Source organism: Rhizobium sp. SU303 (assembly GCF_021052345.1).
GTDB classification, from domain to species: domain Bacteria; phylum Pseudomonadota; class Alphaproteobacteria; order Rhizobiales; family Rhizobiaceae; genus Rhizobium; species Rhizobium laguerreae.
Map to the genome: position 1 here is coordinate 4,503,610 of NZ_CP088095.1, position 18,797 is coordinate 4,522,406.

General features: G+C 61.4%; 11 protein-coding genes. All 11 read right to left on the reverse strand.

Annotation, left to right across the window (positions count from 1 at the left end; all coding sequences use genetic code 11):
• Positions 1-22: 22 nt before the first annotated feature.
• The 11 genes from RlegSU303_RS22165 to RlegSU303_RS22215 all read right to left on the reverse strand — a co-directional run bounded on the left by RlegSU303_RS22165 (position 23) and on the right by RlegSU303_RS22215 (position 18,797).
• Positions 23-1,261 carry an OpgC family protein gene (locus RlegSU303_RS22165; protein ID WP_231283311.1) on the reverse strand — a complete coding sequence of 413 codons (1,239 nt, stop codon included), beginning with the start codon at positions 1,259-1,261 and terminating at the stop codon, positions 23-25.
• Between the two features lie 100 nt (positions 1,262-1,361).
• Positions 1,362-9,881, reverse strand: a complete 8,520-nt coding sequence (locus RlegSU303_RS22170; protein ID WP_231283312.1) for a GH36-type glycosyl hydrolase domain-containing protein — start codon at positions 9,879-9,881, stop codon at positions 1,362-1,364.
• A gap of 646 nt (positions 9,882-10,527) precedes the next feature.
• Positions 10,528-10,692 (reverse strand): hypothetical protein, encoded by a 165-nt coding sequence (locus RlegSU303_RS22175; protein WP_003543858.1) that lies wholly within the window; start codon positions 10,690-10,692, stop codon positions 10,528-10,530.
• 127 nt (positions 10,693-10,819) lie between these two features.
• On the reverse strand, positions 10,820-11,008 hold the full coding sequence (locus RlegSU303_RS22180; protein WP_179039126.1) for a hypothetical protein: 189 nt from the start codon (positions 11,006-11,008) through the stop codon (positions 10,820-10,822).
• A gap of 162 nt (positions 11,009-11,170) precedes the next feature.
• A complete protein-coding gene (locus RlegSU303_RS22185; protein ID WP_231283313.1) occupies positions 11,171-11,920 on the reverse strand; it encodes an ABC transporter ATP-binding protein in 750 nt (249 codons plus the stop codon).
• Positions 11,917-12,750 carry an ABC transporter ATP-binding protein gene (locus RlegSU303_RS22190; RefSeq protein ID WP_131628234.1) on the reverse strand — a complete coding sequence of 278 codons (834 nt, stop codon included), beginning with the start codon at positions 12,748-12,750 and terminating at the stop codon, positions 11,917-11,919. Before RlegSU303_RS22190 ends, RlegSU303_RS22185 begins: the two co-directional genes overlap by 4 nt.
• Positions 12,747-13,682, reverse strand: a complete 936-nt coding sequence (locus RlegSU303_RS22195) for an ABC transporter permease (RefSeq protein ID WP_017962555.1) — start codon at positions 13,680-13,682, stop codon at positions 12,747-12,749. Before RlegSU303_RS22195 ends, RlegSU303_RS22190 begins: the two co-directional genes overlap by 4 nt.
• Entirely contained in the window at positions 13,679-14,746 is a 1,068-nt protein-coding gene (locus RlegSU303_RS22200) for an ABC transporter permease (RefSeq protein ID WP_231283314.1), read from the reverse strand. The genes RlegSU303_RS22195 and RlegSU303_RS22200 overlap by 4 nt, the downstream gene beginning before the upstream one ends.
• An 18-nt stretch (positions 14,747-14,764) precedes the next feature.
• Positions 14,765-16,408 carry an ABC transporter substrate-binding protein gene (locus RlegSU303_RS22205; RefSeq protein WP_231283315.1) on the reverse strand — a complete coding sequence of 548 codons (1,644 nt, stop codon included), beginning with the start codon at positions 16,406-16,408 and terminating at the stop codon, positions 14,765-14,767.
• Positions 16,409-16,445: 37 nt separating this feature from the next.
• A complete protein-coding gene (locus RlegSU303_RS22210) occupies positions 16,446-17,504 on the reverse strand; it encodes a dipeptidase (RefSeq protein WP_131628233.1) in 1,059 nt (352 codons plus the stop codon).
• Between the two features lie 267 nt (positions 17,505-17,771).
• On the reverse strand, positions 17,772-18,797 hold the full coding sequence (locus RlegSU303_RS22215; RefSeq protein WP_017962559.1) for an ABC transporter permease: 1,026 nt from the start codon (positions 18,795-18,797) through the stop codon (positions 17,772-17,774).

An 18,797-nucleotide genomic window follows, 5' to 3' on the forward strand; every position in this document is an offset into this window, starting at 1 on the left:
TCATGTCGGGCAAATCCGAGCCCTATTTCCGATCGTTCTGGCGATAGGCATTTGCCGTCCGGCCAATGCGGACGGGAACGGGGATGGTGGCGGTATCGGCGACAAGTTTCCCCTTGACCTTGCCCTGCTGACGTTTGCGCTCGAGATAATAGGCATAGGCGAATTGTATCGCGATCCCTGCAATCACGAAGAGCGGACCGACCAGTTGGTCCTTGTTGGTGATGTAGAGCACCACCTGGCCGATCATGGCGAGGATGGTGCCGGCGACGAAGATGTTCAGCGAATGGCGGCCGAGGATCGTCAGCGGATGGTCGGCAGGACGGCGCAGGATACGCGAGAGCGCGGGAATGCTGATAACGAGGTAGGTCAGCGCCAGCACATGCAGCAGCCGCGGCAGCGACAGGAAGGTCTTGTCGAAACCGGTGATAACAGTCGGCAGGCCGAGTGCCGCCAGCGAATTGCCCCAGATCCAGAGATGGCCGGTCACCCAGATGAAGGACAGCATGACGTAACCGGCAGCGGCCGCAAGCAGCAGCGGATGCTGCGGGATCGCACCACCGCGCTTGATATGCAGCATCGAGACGATGCCAATCGCAAACAGGAACTGCCAGGAGAGCGGATTGAGGAACCAGTAGCTCTCGATCAGCATGTTGTGCGGCGCCACTTCATAGATGCCCGCAAGCAGCCAGACCGTGGCCGATACGCCGAGCGCCAGCCACGGGCTGCGCGCATTTAACAGCAGGATGATCGGCACCATCAGCATCAGCGCGCCGTACATCGGCAGGATATTGTTGTAGCCGATCTGGTGGCCGAGCAGGAGCAGCGCCGGAATGCCTTCCTTCAGATTCATCAGAACCGCCAGGATATTGATTTCAACCAGCAATCCCGGCCGGTGGAACAGCCAGGCACCGCAGATGAAGAGCGCCAGCGTCATGAAGGTGGTGATCATATGGGCGAGATAGAGCGTGAAGGCGCGCTTTACCGCCTTGATCGCCACCGCGAGCCGGTTGCCCGGCTGGAAGCGGGATCCATAGGCAAGGCCGACGGCAATGCCCGAGATCAGCACGAAGGCCTCGGCGGCATCGGAGAAACCAAAATTCTTCGTCGTTACATATTCGAAGATCTGTCCGGGAACATGATTGATGAAAATCATGATCAGCGCCACGCCGCGCAAGACGTCGAGCCTCGTGTCACGCACTGGCGCAGCTGCGGATAGGGAACTGCGCCCCGTGACGATGGCTTCTGTCGGCGTGCTTGCCATGGGTCTCTCCTTATTATCCGATTTGCAAACGCGACGACGGCCAAAAGGGTTCCCTTTTGGCCGTCGCGAATCGCCGTGTTTTTCAGCGTGGAGAACGCTGTTATCCGAGCGGATATCCCTCTTCGGGATCGGTGACTTCGCAGCCGTTGATAGACAGAGTGTAGCCGCTGTCATTGGACGCTTTTGAGACCGAAATGCGGTATTTGCCGCCGCCTTGCTCCACCTCTGCCGCAAAACCGTCCCATTCCGACGGGAGCGACGGGCGCACATAGAGCCGGCCGTCCTTCAGCCGGATGCCGAGGATGCCCTCGACGGCAGCGCGGTAGAGCCAGCCGGCTGACCCGGTGTACCAGGTCCAGCCGCCGCGCGACGTATAGGGCTCATGTCCGTAGACGTCGGCCGCCACGACATAGGGTTCGACGCGGTATTGCTCCGCTGAAGCCTTGTCGAGCGCATGGGTGATCGGGTTGAGGATCTGGAAGCAGCGGAAGGCATCGTCGCCCCGCTTCAGCTCCGCCAGCGCCATCACCACCCAGGTCGCGGCGTGGGTATATTGCCCGCCATTTTCGCGCACACCCGGCGGATAGGCCTTGATATAGCCGGGATCCCTGGCGGAATTGATGAAAGGCGGCGTGAACAGCCGGATGATGCGGGCATCCTCGTCGACCAGCTGATCGAGCACCGCATCCATCGCCGTGACGGCGCGGGCCGGATCGCCCTCGCCGGACAGCACGCTCCAGGACTGCGCGATCGAATCGATCCGGCATTCCGGACTTTCCCTGGAGCCGAGCAGTGCACCGTCGTCGAACGTGCCGCGGCGATAGTAGCCGCCGTCCCAGGCCGCAGTTTCGAGCGCTTTCTTCAGCTCGGCGAGATGCGCCGACCAGCGCCCCGTACGGACCGTGTCGCCGCGCTCTTCGGCATAGGGAATGAAGGAGCGCAATGCCCCCGCCAGGAACCAGCCGAGCCAGACGCTGGTGCCGCGGCCGCCGACGCCGACGCGGTTCATGCCGTCGTTCCAGTCGCCGCCGAGGAACAACGGCAGGCCGTTTTCCCCCTTGCGAGCGATGGCGAGATCGAGCGCCAGCGCCGCGTGTTCGTAGACGCTCGCCTTGTCCTCGGAAATCTCCGGCTTGTAGAATGAGTCGTGCTGGCCTTCGAGCAGTGCCGGCCCTTCCAGGAAGGCGATCTCCTCGTCAAGGACGCTTTTGTCGCCGGTGACGCTGCAATAGTGATGGATCGCGTAAGCGAGCCAGACGACGTCGTCCGAGATCAACGTGCGCACGCCCGCACCCGTTCCCGGCAGCCACCAATGCTGGACATCGCCTTCGCGGAATTGCCGCGAAGCGGCATTCAGAATCTGCCGGCGGGCAAGCGAGGGTTCGTGCAGCACGAAGGCCAGCGTGTCCTGCAGCTGATCGCGGAACCCGAAGGCGCCGCTTGCCTGGTAGAAGGCGGTGCGCGCCATAATGCGGCAGCCGAGGCTCTGATACGGCAGCCAGGTGTTGACGAGATTGTTCATCCCGCGATCCGGAGTCGATATCTGTAGCCTGCCAGTGAAGTCCCGCCAGAAGGCGCGGTTTGCCTCGACGGCATCGTCGAACGAAGCCTTACGGATATCGGCGATGACGGTGCGCGCTTCTTCTTCTGTCGGGGTATCGCCGAGGAAGAAGGTGAAGTCGCGCTCCTCGCCGGCGCTAAGTTCGATGTCGATTGCAAGCGCCGCGGCCGGATCACCGTCGAGTTCCGTCGCGCCGGAAAGGGCGGCGGCGGAAGTGACGGCCTGCGGCGCCTGGATCGTCCCCGCCTTGCCGATGAATTCGCGCCGGCTTGCCGAGAAACTCGAAAGTGTCTCGCTCGCCGCGAAGAAGGCGGTGCGGTTGGAAAAATCGATGCTGTAGGGATTGGTGGCAAATAGCGCCCCCGTTTCCTCATCATGGCTCGACAGGATGAAAGGCACCGTGCGTCCCGGATTGCTACCGAGGATCCATTCGACATAACCGTAGAGACGCAGCTTGCGGCTGGTCGAACCGGTGTTGCGCAGGCGCAGACGTTGCAGTTTCACCGGCTTTTCGCGGTCGATCGTCTGCGTCAGCTCGAGCGCGATATCGTGCTGAACGCTGGAGAAGACGGAGTAACCGAGCCCGTGGCGGGCTTCGAAACGAATGTCCGGCCGGCGGGAAAGCGCCGCGAACGGCGTCATGACGGCACCGCTGTCCAGATCGGTGAGATAGAACGCCTCGCCCGAACGGTTGACCACCACATCGTTCGACCAGGAGGTCAGCTGATAGTCGCGCGAATTGACGCTCCAGGTGAAGCCCGAACCTTCGGCCGACACGTGGAAGCCGAAGCTGTCGTTGGAAATGACATTGATCCAGGGCTGCGGCGTCGCATGACCTCCAGGCAGCCGAACGACATATTCGCGTCCATCGCGGGCAAAGCCGCCGATGCCGTTCCAGAAGTCGAGATCGCCTTCCTCCTCGATGACGACAGCGGGCACGACAGGCGGCGGCACCGGCGCAACACGCTTGACGGGGGCCTTGTTGCGCTCGGCCCGTTCCATCTCCTGCAACTCCTCCTTGGAGGGTGCAAACAGCGCGACGGCGCGATTGATCTGGTCGACCACCTTGCCGTTCTTGGTGTGCAGCGTGACGCGGGAAGCCGCGATCAGCGCATGGTAGGTGCTTTCCTCCATCAGGTCCTTGCGAACCGCAAAGATATGCTGGCGCAACCCATCGGCCTGGCCCATGCGGCGCACGTTTTCGCACATGGCGTCGAGCGCATGCTGCATGTCTTGCGCATAGGACGAAGCGCGTTCGTTCATGATCACCAGATCGGCGGTGACGCCGCGCGAGCGCAGATATTCCTGCGCCAGCAGCGCCTCGCGGGCGATGTCGAGATCCATGTCGTCGTTAATGCGCAGCGTGAAGATCGGGAAGTCGCCGGAGATTGCCAGCGGCCAGAGCGCCGATTGCGACTGCAGGCCGGCCTCGACGGTCGCCTCGTCCTTGCGCAGTTGCATATCAGGATAGACCAGATAGCGTCCAAGATGCTGGAAGGCCGCCGCCTGCTGGGAGGTGACGCCGACATGGCGCATCTGCACCTGCGTGCGTGTCCAGGCCTGGACGAGCTCGTGGGTGAAGGCATCGGGATGACGGTAGCGATTGACCGCCTTGTCGACTTCCTCGCGGCTCGGGGCAGCGATCGTCCAGAAGATCACGCTGACCTTCTTGCCGGCCGGCACGCGGACGGTGCGGCGCAGCGACATGACGGCATCGAGCATGAAGCCGTCGCTGCCGGAAAGCGTAGCGCCCGGATCGAAGGCCGCCGCATCGGCAAGGCTGCGGCCACGGCCGATGAACTTACGCCGGTCGGTCTCGAATTCGGTATGGCGGGTATCCCCGGCATTGTCGACGATCAGGTGTGCGATGCTGATATTGGGCTCGTTTGGATCGCGCTTGTTGCGTTCGGCGCGAATAACGTCGCCGCGCTTGCCGATCTCAGTCTTGACGAACATGCGGGCGAATGCCGGATGCGCATTGTCGGTATCGTCGGAGATGATCACCGGTTCGAGGTAGGAGGTAACCTCGATGAAGCGGTCTTCCGTACCCATGTTGAGCAGCGTGACGCGGCGGGCCTCGGCATCATGCTCGGTCGCGACGATGCACTCCACCTCGCTTGTGAGGTCGCCGACGATCTTGGTGAACTGCGCCTTCTCGTCGGCGAATTCGACCTTGATCTTTTCACCTTCGATACCCTTCGGCTCTGATGTCGCCGACCACCATTCGTTGGTGGCGGTATCGCGCAGGAAGATGAAACTTCCCCAGCGGTCTTCGGTCGGATCGGCTTTCCAGCGTGAAACGGCAAGGCCGTTCCAGCGGGAATAACCGGCGCCCGTCGCCGTCAGCATCAGCGAATAATGGCCGTTCGACAGGAACACGAGTTCGCGGTCGCGCGAAGCCGGATCGCTGATCTTCCTGAGCTCCGGCCGCAGGAGATCGTCCTGGATGCTGGCCGGCGTGTCGGATTCATGCTTGCCGCTCATGACGGGAATGTCGCGCGGCGCCTTTTCCTGCAGCAGCAGCTCCGCTGCCTCGATGACGGGATCGGCGTGGAAGAGCTCGCGCAGATGGCCGTTGAAGGCGACGTTAGCGACTGCCGCGATCGACATGCCGTGATGGTGGGCATAATAATTGTAGACCACGGCGCATTTCTTGCCTTCCGGCACGCGCGTCGGCGTGAAGTCGACGGCGTCGTGGAAGCCGAACTTGCCGAGCGCCCCGACCTTGCGCAGCCTCTGCAGGTTTTCCAGCGCGGCCGGCGGGTCGTACTGGGCGGCAAGCAGCGAGGCGTAAGGGGCGATGACGGCATTGTGGCCGAGACCGCGCTTCAGGCCGAGCGTCGGCACGCCGAAATTCGTGTACTGATAATTGAGGTTATGGTCGCGGGCATTGAAGGCCGCTTCCGAAATGCCCCAGGGAATACCGAGCTTGCGGGCGTAATTCATCTGCTCGACAACGACCAGATTGTTCGTCTGGTTGAGGATCCCCCCACCGCGCTCCTGCATGACGAGCGGCGGCATCAGATATTCGAACATCGAGCCGGACCAGGAAACCAGCGCGCCGCGCGAACCGACCGGCACGACCTGGCGGCCGAGGCGGTACCAGTGTTCCGTCGGCAGGTCGCCCTTGGCGATGCCGAAGAGGCTGGTCAGGCGGCATTCCGAGGCGAGAAGGTCATAGCAGGCCTGGTCGAGTTCACCGCTTTCGACGCGATAGCCGATCGACAGCAGACGCCGCTCCGGCCGGAACAGGAAGCCGAAATCCATCGAGAAGGCGAGATCGCGCGCCTTGTCGCGCAGCGCCACCAGCCGCGGCCTCAGCGCATCGACCTTGGAAAGATCGAAGGTGCTGTCGGAAATATGCGCCTCGCAGACCTTCACCAGCGATGCCGCCCACAAGGTGACCTCTTCGCTCTGCTTTGACTTGACCTCATGGTCGAGATTGGCGGCGAGCTTCTCGATATCGCGCGCGAGAACGGCGAGATTGATGATGCGGATCGAGGCGAATTCGTGCTCGCGCTTGACGGCGGCAAGCGCGTTCTGGAAGCCGACAATGCGCTCCTCCAGGCGCCGGCGCAGCGGGCGCACGGTCTTGCGATCGTCGGGCAGGTCCGCCAGCACTTCGCCGAGAATGCCGGCCGTGTCGCCGACGCCGTCGAGATTGCCCTGCATATGGGCGGACGGCGCCTCGGCCCAGTTGCGGCAGGCCGACGAAATGGCGATCAGATGGCCGGCGAGATTGCCGCTGTCGACAGCCGAGACGTAACGTGGGCCAAGCGTCTGCAGCGTATCGGTGTGGTACCAGTTGAACAGGTGACCGCGGAATTTCTCCATTTTGTCGATCGTCGCGATCGTCTGCTCCAGCCGCTCGAGCGTCTCCTCGAAGGAGAACCAGCCGAAATGCCGGCCGGAGACGACGGAAAGCAGATAAACGCCGATATTGGTCGGCGAGGTGCGCGCCGCGATAATCACATGCGGCGTTTCCTGGATATTGTCCGGCGGCAGATAGTTCTGTTCGGCCGTCGTGAAGGTCTCGAAATAACGCCAGGTGCGCCGGGCGATCTTGCGCAGTTCGCTCGACACGGAATCGGCGACCTCGAGCCGGTCCTCGGTCTCCGCCGACTGGCTGACATACCAGGCGACAACAGGCGACAGGATCCAAAGCAGCGCGAAGGGAATGCCGACGAGGAAGGCGTTGTCGCCGGGAAGGGCAGCAAAACCGAGCGCCAGCAATGCCAGCACCGGTGCATGCCACATCGCCTTGTAATAGGAGATCAACGTACCCTGGCCGCCGGCCTGAACGCTGGCGGCGGTCCGCCACTGCAGCATCAGCTTGCGGCTGACGAACAGGCGGTAGAGCGAACGGCCGATCGCATCCGCCATCATGCAAGCCGAATCGGCGATGAAGACGATGCGCAGCGCAACCTGCGCATTGGCGGCGGTGATATCGGCCCAGACCGTATAGAGATGAGCGCGGGCGATGATATCGCTGGTGCGCGGGATGATGCCGTTGATGAGCGACAGCGTCGGCGCGACAAAGAGGCAGAAGATCAGCAGAATCTGCCAGATGAGCGCGCCGAGCGGCCCCATGAAATACCAGCCGAGCACCGAGGCGAAGAACCAGGCGATCGGCGTCAGCGAGCGGCGCAGATTGTCGAACATCTTCCAGCGGCCGAGTGCCGTGACGCCGTATTTCGGATTGAACATGTAGGGGAGAAGCTGCCAGTCGCCACGCGCCCAGCGATGCTGGCGCGAGGTTTCCACCTCGTAGCGGATCGGGAAATCCTCCACCAGTTCGAGATCTGTGACGAGCGCGCAACGCGCCATCGAACCTTCGAGAAGATCGTGGCTGAGCACGGAGTTCTCGTCGATCCGGCCCTTCAGCGACGCTTCGAAGGCGTCGACATGGTAAAGGCCCTTGCCGGTGAAGGTGCCTTCGCCGGCGAGATCCTGATAGACGTCGGAAACGGTGAAGACATAAGGATCGAGGCCGCGGTTGATCGAAAAGACGCGCTGAAAGACCGACGCGTCCTTGCCCGTCGTCAGCGACGGAGTGACCCGCGGCTGCAGCACACCATAGCCGCTTTCGACGCGGCCGGTTTTCGGGTTGATGACCGGGCGGTTGATCGGATGATAGAGCTTGCCGACGAGCTTGGTGACGGCATCGCGCATCAGGCGCGTATCGGCATCGAGCGTCATGACATATTGCACATTGGCCGGCACGGTATTGGCGCCCGGCAGGTAGGTCGTGTCGCGGTCGCCGCGCAGAAGCATGTTCAGCTCGTGCAGCTTGCCGCGCTTACGTTCCCAGCCCATCCAGACGCCTTCCGAGGGGTTGTAGAGGCGGCGGCGATGCAGCAGATAAAAACGCGTCTTGCCGTCATAGGCATAGCGGGCGGAGAGATTGGCGATCTCGCGCCTGGCATAATCGAGAACCTCGAGATCGGCAGGCGTTTCCTCGGCCTCGCTGTCTGGCCAGTCGCTGAGCATCGCGAAATAGATCTCGCCGCGCGGATTGGCGAGATAATGGACCTCCAGATTGCGCACGTGGTCGTCGACACTGTCGCGGTTCGAGATCAGGCAGGGCACGACGAGCAGCGTGCGCGCATCTTCTGGAATGCCTTCCTTGAACTCGTAGCCGACGAGGCGCGCCGGCGTCACGAAGAAGGACAGCAAGGTGTTGAAGAGGCCTGTCGCCCCCTCCGATGCCGGCACTGAGAACATGATCAGCAGCAAGGCGATTTCGAAAGCACCCATGCCGGCATTCGCCATGAATTTGCCGACGATCGCCATGGCGATAACCGTCAGCAGCATGACGGGCACGGCAATCGCCAGCCAGTTGAACCGGCGCACGGCGCGCACGAAATGCTGGATGACCGTCGGGCGATAATTCGCCCGCGCCTCGAGCTTCGGCCGCTGCGCGCCCGACAGGAAGCCGCCAACGTTCGGTTCATGCGGCTGCGGCTCGTCGGAGGCCTTGGCGGCATCGGTCATGTCGAGCGCCAGCTGGGCGATTTCCATTTCCGACAGCGGCGAGCGCTTGGCCAGCTTCTCGATCTGCTTGCGATATTTGTTGCGCGAGCCGGAATCGAGGATGCCGTAATCCGAATGCTCCCAGAGCAGCTTATCGACATGGCTGACCTGCTCGACCCAGACGGACCATTCGGCATCGTCGATCTCGCGAAGGCTGCGGATGATGTTACCCATGGTCACGTTGCCGGAAGAGAGCCGGCTGTGTTCGGCCGTCGTCGCCTCTTCGGTGTTGCGGCCGAGTTGTTCCAACCGCTCGTCGAGCCAGGTGATCGCCAAGCTCGACGTCTGCGAGCCGTCGCGCAGGCGATAGAGGAACTGCGTCGAGAAGGTATTGTCCTCAGCAAGCGGTTCCAGCGTCTTCAGATAGGCGGCCGCCGCGGCTGGATCGGTAAGGCGCACCAATTCGTCGGCCGCCTCGTTGGCGCGGCGACGCAGGCGGCGGCTGGCTTCGACACGGCTCGAAATGCGACGAAGATTTTCCACGAGCACGTAGCGCACGAGGGAGGGCAACGCCCAGAGTTCGCCGATCCTGAGCGTTTCGCTGGCCTGGAAGCCGTCGACCAGCGCCGTCAGACTTTCCTGCGAGATCGTGCTGTGGGTATGGGCGACATAGAGCCAGGCAAGCACGAGGGTCCGCGGTACTTCGACGCCGCCGACGACCATGGTCGGCAATTCGCGATAGAAGCGCCGGGGGAAGTCGCGCCGCACCTCCTGGATCGCCTCTTCGACGATATAGTGATTGTCCAGCAGCCATTCTGCCGCCGGCGTGATAGTCTCGCCGGCCTCGACGTCGGTCGCCGTGGTCCGGTAGACACGCAGGATTTCCTTCTCGTTTTCCTTATGGCGCGCGAAGAAATCGAAGGGGGCGAAAGCCGGCAGCTGGTCGACGCCGTTGCGGGCGACCGCATCGCCCATCGCCTTGATGTCCCCGATCGACAGATAGGTCGAACGGATCGAACCGTTGTGATCGATCTGCTTCATATCGGGTTCGCGCGGAAGGCTCGGAGAAAGATGAGAAATAGACATGGGTTCGGTTCTGGATCCAAACAAAGTTATGGCTGTTTTGCTCAGCCTTTTGCACTGCTTATCATGACTGCTACATGAACGGAGCCCTATTCTTCAAAGATCGATGAAGCTGGGGGTGACGACACTCGGGCCAAGCAATGCAAACGGGCTAAGCCCTGTTCAGGACGTGACCCGACGGGATCAAGACCATCGATACCCTCTCTGCGAAAGCCATGTCGAAAATTTGGACACCCTCGGGAAAATTCAAGTCAAGCGGCATGCGCCGCCGCCCGGCGAGCTTGTCTGGGCGGCGGAAATGACGAAAATGCCGGCACCTGGTTCCGGCAATGCAAGAGCTCTTCGATTCGAGAAAAACGAAAGACGCTGATCGCCTGACCATGCGTCTGGCGGCGGGTTGGGCGGTTGCGGCCCACGCCGCTTCCGCTCGAGATCAAGGTCGCTCGGGCGTGTTTTGGATGGCGTGAAAAAAGTACAGAAGACGATGGGGATCGGAATGCCGATCACCATAACAAGATGTCTCTCGTGACCATTCTCCTTTTGACATTCGAGTGTCAGGAGAATGCCGAGACAAATTAAATGTTCCGGAATTCAATAAAGGCAGAAACCGCCGCAGCGCCGGCACCTGCCGACGCTTGATCAGGCCGGATTACCCGACGACGCCGCAAACCATGGCTACGACGAACAGGAATGCTGCGGTGAAGATCGCGCCATGAAGCATCGTCTGAAGCCTGTGGCGCGTGGTGAGCGGCTTCTTGGTCGGTACGGAACCATACTGGTTCACGTGAGCATGCGAAATACCCAGATCTGCCATATGTCGCCTCCGTTGTTCTCGTGCGGCCGGTTGTGCGGCTCGCGCTTATATTCTTATTTTCTCTATCAAGTAGGTAGAGATAAATTTCCGTCCAGAGCGAGCGGAAGAGAAAATTCAACCAGCCCTTTTAGCAGAGCGTGCGCCATGCCCAGATCAACGAGCGCTCGACGGCGTTCTCGTTCTGCGACGGGTTGGAGGAAGTCTCGATCAGCCGACGGCCCTTTTCCGCAGGAATGGATGCCGAAATCTGTTCCCGGCGATCGGCTCGAACAGGAGGATCGAGGTAACCCATGGTCATCCCACCGAGAAAGAACATGCATCAACCTCCATCGATCACGAAAGCTAACAATCGTTAACGGGATCATGACAGAAGCGAGGCAGCTGTCAATAGTCTAGCTGAATGGTCGTCTTTTAGGGAAGCATTATCCTTAACACCGCCGCCGGTCTTTTCTTTTCAACGGTTTGAAAAGACTGGTTTTCAGGCTTTGACGAAACCCTTGCTCGCGATCATCAAATTTCTCGTATAGTCCTCGTGAACCGCGCCTTGCGCCAGTTCCTGCGAGCTCAGCCGCTCGACGACGGCGCCGTTGCGCATCACGGCGAGCCTTTCACACATATGGGTGACGACACCGAGATCATGGCTGACCATCACGAAGGTGAGCTTGCGGTCGCGTCGGATCTCTTCCAAAAGGTTCAGCACTTCGGCCTGCACCGAGGCGTCGAGCGCCGATGTCGGCTCGTCAAGCAGCAGGATCGACGGTTCCACGATCAGCGCCCGGGCGATCGCCACGCGCTGGCGCTGGCCGCCGGAGAGCTGGTGCGGGTAGCGGAAACGGAAACCATTGCCGAGGCCGACCTCGTCAAGCGCGCGGGCGATGCGCTTCTCGCCGTCGGCGATGCCGTGGATTGCTAGCGGTTCGAGCAGAAGCCGGTCGATCGTCTGGCGCGGATGCAGCGAACCATAAGGGTCCTGGAAGACCATTTGCACGCGCCGGTAGAAGACTTTGCTGCGTTTCGAACCTTTCAGCGGCTCGCCATCGATGTTGATCGCGCCGCCGCTGACCGGCGCAAGTCCGGCAACGGCCCGCAGCAAGGTCGATTTTCCCGAGCCGGATTCGCCGACAAGACCAAAGGATTCGCCGCGTTCGATGGCGATGCTGACATCCTTCAAGGCATGAAAATGGTCGTAAACGACGCTGAGGTCGGCGATCTCGAGAGCTGCACTCATGCCGCCCACTCCGGCTTGCGGTCGAGCACCGGTAACGGATGACGGTTCGCGCCGATCTCCGGCATGCAGTTCAGCAGCCCCTGTGTATAGGGATGCTGCGCATGTTTGAGATCGGCCGCCGCCAGCTCCTCGACGATCTTTCCGGCATACATGACGATGACGCGGTCGCAGAAGGAGGAGACCAGCCTCAGATCGTGGGAGACGAAGATCAGCCCCATGCCGCGCTCGGACACCAGCCTGTCCATGATCCGGAGCACGTCGAGTTGCACCGTCACGTCGAGCGCCGAGGTCGGCTCGTCGGCAATCAGCAGTTCCGGCCCGGCAATCAGCATCATGGCGATCATCGCGCGCTGCCCCATGCCACCCGAGACCTCGTGCGGATGCAGGTCGAAGACACGCTTCGGATCGCGAATCTGCACCGCTTCCAGCATGGCGAGCGCACGATCGCGCGCCTCCGTCTTGCCGACCTTCTCATGCGTGCGCAGCGTTTCGCAGATCTGCCGCCCGATCGACATGACGGGATCGAGTGAATATTTCGGATCCTGCAAGATCATGGCGATGCGCTTGCCGCGCAGCCTGCGCCTTTCGCCGGCCGAGGCATTGATAAGATCGATGCCGTTGAAATTAAGCCTGTCGGCCGTGACGATGCCGTGTTTCGGCGTCAGGCCCATGATGGCCCGTCCGGTCTGCGACTTGCCGGAACCGGATTCGCCGACGATGCCGAGCCTTTCCTTGCCGAGCGTGAAGGAGACGCCGCGCACGGCCTCGATCACGCCTGTGCGCGTGGGGTAGCTGACCTTGAGCTTGTCCACCGTCAGAAGTGTCGTCATTGGCCGCTCTCCTTCGGATCGAGCGCGTCGCGCAGGCCGTCGCCGAGGAGATTGAAGCCGAGGCTGACGATGAGGATGGCGATGCCGGGCATCGCCGCGACCCACCATTGATCGAGGATGAAGCGCCGTCCCGAAGCGATCATCGCCCCCCATTCCGGCAGCGGCGGCTGCGCCCCCAGGCCTAGGAAACCGAGACCGGCGGCCGTCAGGATGATGCCCGCCATGTCGAGCGTCACGCGCACGATCAGCGAGGAAATACAGAGCGGCATGACATGGCGCACGATAATACGAAGAGGCGAGGCGCCCATCAGCTTCACCGCCGAAATATAATCGGAACGCCGAACCGTCAGCGTCTCGGCGCGCGCGATGCGGGCATAGGGCGGCCAGGAGGTGATGGCGATGGCGATGATTGCGTTCTGAATACCGGGACCGAGCGCTGCGACGAAGGCGAGCGCCAGCACCAGCTTCGGGAAGGCGAGAAAGATATCGGTGATGCGCATCAGTGTCGCATCCACCCAGCCTCCGGCATAACCGGAGACCGTGCCGACGATCAGCCCGACCGGCGCCGAGATGACGGCGACCAGCACGACGACGAGCAGCGTCAACCGCGATCCGTAGATTAACCGCGAATAGATATCGCGGCCCTGGTCATCCGAACCGAGCCAGAATCCCCCCGTGCCGGGCGGCAGCAGGCGGGCATTGCGAAGATCGCCGACGACGGGGTTATGCGTGGCGAGCACATCGGCAAAGGCGGCGATAAAAAGCAGCGCCACGATGATCAGCAGGCCGACAACGGCGAGCCTGTTGGCCGTGAACTGCCGCCAGGTGACGTAGGTGCGGCCGAGGCGAGCCTGCAGGCGCGATTGCGGTCGATCGGAAAGCAGCCATTCACGGCGGCTCATTGGCTGGGATGGGTTGGCGGGAAACGTCATCGGTTTCGCGTCCTCGGGTCGAGCGTCCGGTAGAGAAGATCGGACAGAAGGTTGATGCCGATGAAAACAGTACCGATGACGATCGTGCCGCCGAGCACGGCGTTCATATCGGCGTTCTGCAGCGAGTTGGTGATGTAGAGCCCGATGCCCGGCCAGGAAAAGACGGTCTCGGTCAGCACCGATCCTTCGAGCAGACCGGCGTAGGAAAGCGCAATGACGGTGACGAGCGGCACGGCGGCATTGCGCAGAGCATGGCCCCAGATCACCCGCGTTTCCGAAAGCCCCTTGGCCCGCGCGGCAACGATATATTCCTGGGAAAGCTCGTTCAGCATGAAGCTGCGCGTCATGCGGCTGATATAGGCGAGCGAGAAATAGCCGAGCAGCGAGGCAGGCAGGATGATGTGGCGGAAGACATCATAGAAGACGTCCCATTGCCCCTGCCAGGCGCTGTCGAAGAGGTAGAGGCCGGTGATCGGCGTGAACGTATATTCGAAGACGATGTCGATGCGGCCGGGAAAGGCCACCCAGCGCAGTTGCGCATAGAAGATGACGAGCGAGATCAGCGCCAGCCAGAAGATCGGCACCGAATAACCGACGAGGCCGACGACGCGCACCACCTGGTCGGCAATGCTGCCGCGGCGCACCGCTGCGAGAACGCCGAGCGGTACGCCGACGAAGGCGCCGATGAGCGTTCCGAGCGTTGCGAGCTCGATTGTCGCCGGCAGCACCCGGCGGATATCGACCATGACAGGATTGGTCGTCAGCACCGAATTGCCGAAATCGCCGGACAGTATGCCTTTGATATAAATGAAAAATTGCTGGTAAAGCGGCAGGTTGAAGCCCATTTCCTGGCGTACGCGCTCGACAACGTGGTTGGGCGCGCGGTCGCCGAGAATGGCGAGCACGGGATCGATCGGCACGACGCGGCCGATGAAGAAGGTGACGGCCAGAAGGCCGAGATAGGTGGTGACGGCGGCAAACAGAAACCGCCCTAGCGCCTTTGCAAAGGCCCTAGCACGGCCCTTTCGGGGCCGCGCCTCCTGCGTTGTTTCGACGGTGCTCAAGCGACCAATCCTGCCGGACTATTCCTTGGCGATCGGACCGACGAAATTGGTGTCGAAGCTCGGACCCAGCTTGAAGTCCTTCAGGTTCTTGCGGTAGCCGGCCACCTCGGTCTGCTGGAAGATGAAGACGAAGGGGCTGTTTGCCAGATACTTCTTCTGGATGTCCTGGTATATGGCGGCACGCTTGGCGGCATCGCGTTCCAGAAGGGCTGCCTTGGCTTGCTTGTCGAGTTCCGGCGCTTCCCAGCTGTTGCGCCACGCGAGCGTCTTCACCGTGCCGGCATCGGAATTGTCGGGATTGCTGGTAAAGGTGTCGGCATTGGAATTCGGGTCGAAATAGTCCGAACCCCATTGGCCGATATACATGTCGTGGGTACGGGCGCGGTACTTGGTCAGCGTCTGCTTGCCGTCGCCGGGGATGATTTCCATCTTCACGCCGGCCTGCGCCAGCGTCTGCTGCATCGATTCGGCGATACCAGTCACCGGCTGGCTGTTGCGCACGTCCATGGTGATCGAGAAACCGTCGGGTACGCCGGCCTTGGCCAGCAGTTCCTTGGCCTTGGCGACATCGAGCTTGTAGGGATTCTCATCGAGTGCGCCGAGCTGACCCTTTGGCAGGAAGGTCTGATGGATCTCGCCGATACCCTTGATCAGCGTTGCGCTGATCGCATCGTAATCGACCAGGTATTTGAAGGCTTCCTGGACTTCCGGCTTCTTCAGGTTCTCGTTCTTGTTGTTCAGGCTGACATAATAGATCGTGCCCTTCGGCGCACTCGTTATCGCAAGATCGGCATTCTTCGAAACGGCGTCGATGTCGCCCGGCTCGAGATTGCGGGCGATATCGATATCACCGGCTTCGAGCGCCAGGCGTTGGGCAGCGCTTTCCTTCATGTAGCGGTAGATGACGCGGTTGAGCTTTGCCTTGTCGCCATAATAATTGTCGTTGCGCTCCAGCACGACGACTTCGTTGGCGCGCCATTCGCGCATCTTATAGGGGCCGGAGCCGGCATAGCCGGTCTTCAGCCATTCATTGCCGAAGTCGTTGTCGTATTTGTGGTCGGCATCGGGCGTCACCGCCTTCACATGCTCCAGCACCAGCTTCTTGTCGACGACGGAAGCGACAGTTGCCGTCAGGCAATTGAGCACAAAGCTCGGCGCATAGGCCTTGTCGACCGTGAAGACGAAGGTGCCGGCATCGGCCGCCTTGGCCTTTTCCGTGACGTTGTCGCCGGTCAGACCGAATTGGGTGAGGATGAAGGCCGGGCTCTTGTCGAGCTTGACGGCACGCTCGAACGACCAGGCAACGTCTTCGGCGGTGATTGGGTTGCCAGAGGCGAATTTCAGGCCTGGCTTCAGCTTGAACGTATAGGTAAGGCCGTCATCGGAAACGCTCCAGCTCTCGGCGAGATCGCCCTTCACCTTGGACGTGTCGTCCATGTCGAGACGGACGAGCAGGCTGTAGCTGTTGGTGGTGATTTCGGCGGTCGAAAGCTCGAAAGCCTCGCCCGGATCCATCGTGATGATATCGTCGATGGCGAAACCTTCGACCAGCGTATCCTTCGGCGTCTCGGCAAAGGCCGAGGGTGCGGCCATCATCAGCAGTGAAAGCGCAGCTCCCGCGGAAAGCATGCGGAAATTGCGGTTGAGCTTGGTCATCATCATGGTCTGTTCCCCTGTTTTTTGATTGGATACGAAAGGCTTAGGCGTGGTCCTCCCGCCAAGCCTGCGCCAGAATGCGAAGCCAGTTTTCACGGGCGAGTTTTGCCAGGTCGGCATCAGCATAGCCAACCTCTCTGAGAGCGGCAATCAGCTTCTGATTACCGGCTGCATCACCGATTTCCTCGGGAATGGTGGCCCCGTCGAAGTCCGATCCGAGCGCCACGCAGTCGATGCCGATGCGATTCACAAGATAGTCGATGTGGCGGATCATGTCGGCAAGCGGCGTATCGCTGTCCGAGCGGCCGTCGGCACGCAGCATGGCGGTGGCATAATTGATGCCGACGAGCCCGCGGCTTTCGCGGATCGCATCGAGCTGCCTGTCCGTCAGGTTACGCGCGACCGGCGTCAGGGCGTGGGCATTGGAGTGGCTGGCGACCAGCGGCTGGTCCGTCTTCTTCGCCACGTCCCAGAAACCCTTCTCGGTGATATGGGCAAGGTCGATCAGGATACCGAGGCGATTGCATTCCCTGACCAGCGCGAAGCCGGCATCGGTGAGGCCGGGCGCCGTGTCCGGCGACATCGGGAAGGCGAAGGGCACGCCGTGACCGAACACATTGTGCCGGCTCCAGACCGGACCGAGCGACCGCAGCCCTGCCGCATAGAACACCTCGAGCGCCGAGAGATCGGCGCTGATCGCCTCGCAGCCTTCCATATGCATGACGGCGGCGAAAATGTCGTCCGCCATGGCGCTGCGGATATCCTTCACCGTCCGGCAGAGCCGCCAGGCGCCGGCCTGGTCGAGCCGCAGCGCGATCGCGGCCATTTCATTGGCGATGGCAAGCGAAGGCAGCGGATCGAGAGGGGCCGCCATCGGCGTCACATAGCGACCATCGGCATCCGGATCGGCGAAGACGAGATCGCCCGAGGGAATGTAAATGGCGCAGAGACCGCCCGAAAGACCGCCCTCTCTGGCGCGATGCGCATCGATATGGCCGACCGTCGTGCCGTCTGCGAATTCCGCAATCGGATCGCTGCCGTCTTTTGAATGTGTCCAGAGCCGAAGGAGAACGTCGTTGTGACCGTCAAATACGAATTGCATCTGTCTTCCTGCGCTGCCCGAGCGGGCGAATGAAGCGGCCAGAATAGAAAAGCTGACGGAATTCGCTACCTCTTTTTTTGAAATCCGTCATCGGCGCTAGAACAGCATGATTTTCGGCCGGATCGGCCTAAAATCTGAATGCTCTTCTAAGTTAAACAGTTAGAGCATGATGTTGTCCAAAAACCGCTCACACTCTTCGGCATCATGCTCTGAAAACGGAACGGGGGCCGAGGCCCCCGCAAAATTATCAGATCACGCTGCAGGAAATTAGTGTTTGCGGCGTTTTTTCTGTCTGTAGACGTCGATGACGACAGCCGCGACGATGATGAGGCCCTTGACGATCTCCTGGTAGTAGGCGTCGATCCTCAGGAACGTGAAGCCGGAAGTCATGACGCCGAGGATGATGGTGCCGATGACAGTGCCGGTGATGCGCCCGACACCGCCGGTGAGCGAGGTGCCGCCGATGACGGTCGCAGCGATCGCGTCGAGTTCATATCCGACGCCCATGCTGGCCTGTGCGGTTTCCGCACGTGCCGCCGTGACGATACCGGCAAGACCTGCAAGCAATCCGGCAATCACATAGACCTTGACGAGATGCGCCTCGATGTTGATGCCGGAAACACGCGCGGCCTGCGGGTTGGCGCCGATGGCATAGGTGAACTTTCCATAGCGCGTATAGCGCAGCGCAATGTGAAAGATCAGCGCAACGACCAGGAAGACGACAACCGGCCAGGCTTTCGTTCCGATGAAATGAAACTGCTCGGTGACCCCGGAAACCGGCTGTCCCTTCGTATACCACTTCGCGACACCTCTGGCCGAAACGAACATGCCAAGCGTGGCAATGAACGGCGGGATCTTCGTGTAGGCGATGAGCGCGCCGTTCGCGAGACCGGCGGCCGCCCCGATCAGCAGACCAACGACGATAGGTACGAAAGCCGGCAGGTCGGTCAGCGAGGGAAATACGGCCCGTCCCCAGGTCGAGGATTGGGCAAAGCTCGTTGCGATCATCGCCGTCATGCCGACGACCGAACCCGACGAAAGATCGATGCCGCCGGTAATGATGACCTGCGTGACGCCGACGGCGATGATGCCGATGACGGAGACCTGCAGGATCATGATCGTCAGACGCTGCGAATTCATCAGAAAGCTTTGGCCGATGAACATCCAGCCGAGCACTTCGTAGATGAGCGCGATGCCGACGAGCACAAGGAAAATGCTGAGTTCCGTCGGTATGCGCCGCCGCCGTTGCCGGGTTGCGAGCGGAGCCGCGCCCTCTGCTGCCTTGGTAGTCAT